The 244-nt window shown below is 64.3% G+C and carries 1 pseudogene; it reads right to left on the reverse strand.

The features are described from left to right. Positions 1–244 (reverse strand): annotated as a pseudogene (locus B2J89_RS22305) (NAD(P)-binding domain-containing protein); the annotation flags it as partial.

The raw sequence follows: 244 nt of genomic DNA on the forward strand, positions 1-244 counted from the left end.
GCTGGCTGCCGTCGGCAAAGTGCGCGGTGCGGTCTTCCACGCGCAGCAGCAGCGGCACCTCGTTGAACACGCCGGGCCAGTCGTAGCCCATGGGCGCACTGCGGTAGCTGAAGGTGACCGACTTGGCGCCGTACTTGTAGCATTGCGTGCCGATGTCCTCTGCGGAATAGCTGCTGCCCATCAGCAGCAGGTCCTTGCCCGTGAATTCACAGGCGTCGCGGAAGTCATGGGCATGCAGAACGCG

The organism is Acidovorax sp. SRB_24 (assembly GCF_012931925.1).